6 protein-coding genes are annotated in these 5,251 nt (G+C 71.2%); 3 read left to right on the top strand and 3 right to left on the bottom strand.

The annotated features are described in order from the left end of the window. Positions 1-49: 49 nt before the first annotated feature. Positions 50-385 carry an ANTAR domain-containing protein gene (locus tag ABT114_RS49880; protein ID WP_351153903.1) on the bottom strand — a complete coding sequence of 112 codons (336 nt, stop codon included), beginning with the start codon at positions 383-385 and terminating at the stop codon, positions 50-52. A 132-nt stretch (positions 386-517) separates the two neighbouring features. Here ABT114_RS49880 and ABT114_RS49875 point away from each other — a divergent pair, with 132 nt between their 5' ends. Further along, a complete protein-coding gene (locus tag ABT114_RS49875; protein WP_351153900.1) occupies positions 518-1,321 on the top strand; it encodes a VOC family protein in 804 nt (267 codons plus the stop codon). 34 nt (positions 1,322-1,355) lie between these two features. Here ABT114_RS49875 and glgX read toward each other — a convergent pair whose 3' ends face one another. Both glgX and ABT114_RS49865 read right to left on the bottom strand, forming a co-directional pair. Then, positions 1,356-3,509, bottom strand: a complete 2,154-nt coding sequence (glgX, locus tag ABT114_RS49870; protein ID WP_351153897.1) for a glycogen debranching protein GlgX — start codon at positions 3,507-3,509, stop codon at positions 1,356-1,358. Further along, the gene (locus tag ABT114_RS49865; protein ID WP_351153895.1) at positions 3,506-4,018 is read right to left on the bottom strand and encodes a pep a2; all 513 of its coding nucleotides are present in this window, start codon (positions 4,016-4,018) and stop codon (positions 3,506-3,508) included. The genes glgX and ABT114_RS49865 overlap by 4 nt, the downstream gene beginning before the upstream one ends. Before the next feature lie 283 nt (positions 4,019-4,301). On the opposite strand from ABT114_RS49865, the gene ABT114_RS49860 reads away from it, so the two are divergent. Then, the gene (locus tag ABT114_RS49860; protein WP_351153892.1) at positions 4,302-4,598 is read left to right on the top strand and encodes a DUF5133 domain-containing protein; all 297 of its coding nucleotides are present in this window, start codon (positions 4,302-4,304) and stop codon (positions 4,596-4,598) included. A 78-nt stretch (positions 4,599-4,676) separates the two neighbouring features. Beyond that, a partial coding sequence (locus ABT114_RS49855; protein WP_351153889.1) for a maltotransferase domain-containing protein occupies positions 4,677-5,251 on the top strand: 575 nt, incomplete at its 3' end.

Here is a 5,251-nt window from a genome sequence, read left to right as displayed (position 1 = left end):
GGGGGCCGCCCGGGCCCCCCCCCGGCCGGGTCCCCCCCCCCCGGACGCGTCACCCGGCCGGTGGTGCGCCCGGAATCTGTGTGGGGCCGTGGCGGTCCAGGGCGTCCTCCAGCTCCGCACGGACTTCCGGGGGCAGCTCCCCGCTGCGCCCCCAGAACAGGATCATCTCCGCGACACTGCGCAGTTTGATGTTCGTGTGCTGGGAGACCTCCTTCAGCACCAGCCACCCCTGGTCCGGCGTCACCCGTCCCAGCGCGACGACCATGCCGATCGCCTGGTCCACGACGGCATGGGAAGCGACAGCCTCCTTCAGCTGGTCGATCTCCTCCTGGAGCTTGAAGATGCGGTCCGCCTCGTCCGCCGGCTCGTCCGGTAGTCGTGCCACGCTTCCATCGTGGGCACGCGTGCGACCCCCCGCCACCGGGGGTACTCGGCAGGCGTCCGGAGCGGTTCCGGCCGGACACTGGAGGGGGACCGGTGGCCCCCCACCGGCCTACGAGATCGGAACGCGAGTGCAATGAATCACGACACGACCCCCACCACCTCCACGACGGACGTCGTCTCGACGGACTCTGTTGTCGGCGCGCCCTGCTGGGTGAGCCTGACCAGCCGCGATCTGGAGACCACGGAGAACTTCTACGGCGCGGTGCTGGGCTGGGAGTGGCGCACGGCCAAGCTCGGCGACCGTTTCCGGATCGCGCTGGCGGACGGGGCCCCGGTCGCCGGGATCGCCGCGGTCGCCACCATGTGGCAGATGGCGGTGGCGTGGACGCCGTACTTCGCCGTGCGCAGCGCGGACGAGGCGGTGGCGCGGGTTCGGGAGCGCGGCGGAACATCGGCGGTGGGGCCGCTCTCCTTCCCTCCCGGGCGGGCGGCACTGCTGGCCGACCGGGACGGCGCGACCTTCGGGATCTGGGAGGGAAAGCTCTTCACCGACTGGGAGACCTGGCGGCGGGCGGCACCCGCCTTCATCCGCCTGCACACGCGCGACGCGTTCGACGCGGCGATCTTCTACGGCGAGGTCCTGGAGTGGGCGTCCGACCGCGTCGGCTGCTGCGAGGTCCACTACGAAGGGGGCGAGGTCGTGCTGCGCAGCCGGGGGGACGTCGTGGCCCGTATCGTGTCCGGGGCGCTGGAGTCGGCTCCCGACCCCACCATCCGGCCGCACTGGCAGGTGCACTTCGCGGTGGCGGACGTGGCGGCCTGCGCACGGGCCGCGGAGCGGCACGGCGGCAGCGTCCTGCGTAGCAGCGCCGAGGAGGTGGTGCTGCGCGACCCCGACGGCGCCCAGTTCACGGTGACCTCGCGCCGCGCACGCTGACCCTTCACGGTGACCTCGCGCCGCGCGCTGCCCCTCACCCGGACCGGCGGGCCGGCCGGGTGAGCAGCACCAGGCTGCGCGCCTCGACGGTCATGCCGGTGCCCGCCTTGTGCTCCGTCTCGTCCGGGGCGCCCTGCGGCTCCGCGGTGTCGATCAGCGTCGTCCAGCGCTCGCCGTAGGCGGCGCCGGGCAGCCGGAAGTCGACCGGCTCCCAGTAGCTGTTGAGCAGCAGCAGGAAGGAGTCGTCGACGACGGGCCGGCCCTGCGGGTCGGGTTCGGCGATGGCGTCGCCGTTGAGGAAGACGCCGACGGAGTGCGCGTCGGAGCGCTGCCAGTCCCGGTCGGTCATCTCGCGCGCGTCCGGCAGCAGCCACACGAGGTCGGGCAGCGGCTGGTCCGCGTGCGTGACCGTCTCCCCACGGAAGAAGCGGCGACGGCGCAGTACGGGGTGGGCGGAGCGCAGCCCGATGGCGTACCGCGTGAAGTCCAGCAGCCGGCGCTGCTCCTCGGTCAGTCGCCAGTCGATCCAGGAGACCTTGTTGTCCTGGCAGTAGGCGTTGTTGTTGCCGCGCTGGGTGCGGCCCAGTTCGTCGCCGTGGCAGAGCATCGGAATGCCCTGCGACAGCAGCAGCGTGGTCAGGAAGTTGCGCTGCTGGCGGGCTCTCAGGTCCAGCACGGCCGGGTCGCGGGTCTCGCCCTCGGCGCCGCAGTTCCAGGACCGGTTGTCGCTCTCGCCGTCCCGGTTGCCCTCGCCGTTGGCCTCGTTGTGCTTGTCGTTGTACGAGACGAGGTCGCGCAGTGTGAACCCGTCGTGCGCGGTCACGAAGTTGACACTGGCGCGCGGGCGGCGCCGGCTGTGTGCGTACAGGTCCGAGGATCCGGTCAGCCGGGAGGCGAACTCGCCGAGCGAGTGCTCCTCCGCGCGCCAGAAGTCCCGCACGGCGTCCCGGTACTTGCCGTTCCACTCCGACCACAGCGGAGGGAAGTTGCCCACCTGGTAGCCGCCCTCCCCGACGTCCCATGGCTCGGCGATGAGTTTGACGCGGCTGATCACCGGATCCTGCTGGATCAGGTCGAAGAACGCCGACAGCCGGTCCACCTCGTGGAACTGCCTCGCCAGCGTCGCCGCCAGATCGAAGCGGAACCCGTCGACGTGCATCTCGGTCACCCAGTACCGCAACGAGTCCATGATCAGCTGGAGCACGTAGGGGTGCCGCATCAGCAGGCTGTTGCCGGTGCCGGTGGTGTCGTAGTAGTGCGACCAGTCGCCGTCGACCAACCGGTAGTACGAGGCATTGTCGATGCCCCGGAAGGAGAGCGTGGGGCCCTTCTCGCTGCCCTCGGCGGTGTGGTTGTAGACCACGTCGAGGATGACTTCGAGCCCGGCCGCGTGCAGCGCCTTCACCATCGACTTGAACTCGCCGACCTGCTGTCCCCGGGTGCCGTGGGCGGCGTAGGCGTTGTGCGGGGCGAAGAAACCGATCGTGTTGTAGCCCCAGTAGTTGGACAGCCCGCGGCCCTGCAGCACACCGTCCTGCACGTACTGGTGGACGGGCATCAGTTCGACCGCGGTCACGCCCAGTGAGGCCAGGTGCTCGACGACCGCGGGGTGCGCGAGTCCGGCGTAGGTGCCGCGCAGTTCGGGCGGGACGTCGGGGTGGGCGCGGGTCAGGCCCCGCACGTGGGTCTCGTAGACCACGGTGTCGGCGTACGACCGGCAGGGCGGGCGGTCGTCGCCCCAGTCGAAGCCCGGATCGGTCACCACACCGAGCATGGTGTGCCCCGCGCTGTCGGCCGGGTCGGGGCCGTCCGGGGCGCGTTCGTAGAGCGAGGGGTGCTCGTGGATCTGCCCGTCCATCGCCCTGGCGTACGGGTCCAGCAGCAGCTTCGCGGGATTGCAGCGGTGACCGGCGCCGGGTTGCCACGGCCCGTGCACCCGGTAGCCGTAGCGCTGCCCCGGGCCGACGCCGGGCAGGTAGCCGTGCCAGACGAAGCCGTCGACCTCGGTCAGCGGGACCTGTCGGTGGGTGCCGTGGTCGTCCACGAGGACCAGCTCGACGCGTTCGGCGACCTCGCTGAACAGCGCGAAGTTGGTGCCCTTGCCGTCGAAGGAGGCACCCAACGGGTAGGGGTGCCCGCTCCAGGCGGGCACCCCTGCCTTTGCCTTCCGGCGGGACCTCGCGGTCACCGGGCCTCCGCCAGGACGCCGTCCGCGGCGCTCGCCGGGCCGGCCAGGGCCGCCACCGGCATCTCGCGGGGCACCTGCAGCACCTCGCGCAGGCTCGGCTCCGGCACGGTCGGCACCAGCGGGACGCGTTCGCCGGCCCGGGCGCGCTGCGAGAACCAGATGACCTTGGCGCCGGTGTCCGTGGCGCAGCAGCCCCAGCCGTCGCTCATCGCGGCGATGTGCTCGAGGCAGCCGCGCAGATCCTGGTCCGGGCGCAGATGGCAGTCGTGCTCCGCGATGGCGGTGATCAGGTGCTGGCGGTTCCACCACATCTCGATCGACGTGTTCTTGTCCGTCGCGTGTTCGTCGATGGCCTTCAGTAGCAGTTCGGTACCGCGGCAGACGGGCTCCACAAGCGTTTCGAGATCCCAGAGCCGGAGGTGAGCGGCCAGGATGCGCCTGACCTGACCCAATCGTTCCGGGCTGACTTCCACGTCGAGGTGGTAGTAACAGGGCACTGCGGTCTTCATCGTCGTTGGCTCCTCACCGGCGAAGTTCTCGCTCCTCCTCGACCCCGCGGGTCGAGCAATGACCACGAAGCGTGAACGCTGATCGCTCCTGAGTCACATCCACAGTGGCGTTGCTACGCCATTCGTGCAACACGAGCGCACCACAACCAAGATCCAACAGGACGCTGGGTCATCGCGCGTGCACCATAAGTGAAAGCCTCGAGAGCCGCGCCCGATACGTGCCTCTGCGTGCCCGATCTCCCGGGCGACGCACCTCTCGAAATCCCGGAAGGTGAACAGCGCCATGCTGCTACCCGCGAAAGCCGAAGTCGCCCGGCACTTGAGGCGCTACCGGTCCTGGGAGCGCGCCATGCTCGCCTCCCCGGGCGACCGCGCGGTACGGGCCGCCTTCGAGGATTCCGGATACACCCTGTGCGTGCTGATGGGCAAGCGCTGCGCGCGGGAGGCCGCCGAGGCCGCCGAACGCTATCTGCGCAACAGCGCGGGAACGTACCTCCGGGAGCGGAACGGACGCGGCCGGCCGAAGGGTCCGGCGCGCAACGGAGCGCACGCGCACCGGCATTCCCCGGCGGAGCGGTAGCCCTCCCCCGGTGCAGCTTGGACATCCCGACAGCCGGGCCGCCACAGGCCCGTCGACCAGCACGGCGGAGGTCAACACATGAAGTCCACCAGGGCCATCGGCCGTGTCCCGGTGCGGGAGGTCCGCCCTCGGGTGGAGTGCGGCAGTCGCCCGGCGAAGGCGGTCGTGGGAGAGGCGTTCCAGGTCACCGCCACCGTGTTCCGCGAGGGCCAGGACGCGGTCGCCGCCAATGTCCTGCTGAAGGGGCCGGACGGCCGCCGGGGCCCCTGGACGCCGATGCGCGAACTCGCCCCGGGCACCGACCTGTGGGGCGCCGAGGTGACGCCGGACGCGATGGGGCGCTGGACCTACACGGTCGAGGCATGGTCCGATCCGGTCACCACCTGGCGGCGGCACGCCGAGATCAAGATCCCGGCGGGGATCGACACGGGTCTGGTCCTGGAGGAGGGCGGCCAGCTGTACGAGCGGGCGGCCGCCCGGGTGCCGAAGGGGCCCGGTCGCACCCTGCTCCGGGAGGCCGCGAAGAGGCTGCTCGACGACTCCCTGCCGGTCGCCTCGCGGCTGGCGGGGGCGTTGACGCCGGAGGTGGACGAGGTCCTGGCCCGGTATCCGCTGCGGGAACTGCTCACCGCCTCGCAGCCGTTGCCGCTGCT

The sequence above is a fragment of the Streptomyces sp. NPDC002088 genome, from assembly GCF_040296605.1.
Lineage (GTDB): Bacteria > Actinomycetota > Actinomycetes > Streptomycetales > Streptomycetaceae > Streptomyces.
Note: the sequence above shows the minus strand (reverse complement) of the source record. Positions and strands in the feature narration are given on the sequence as shown.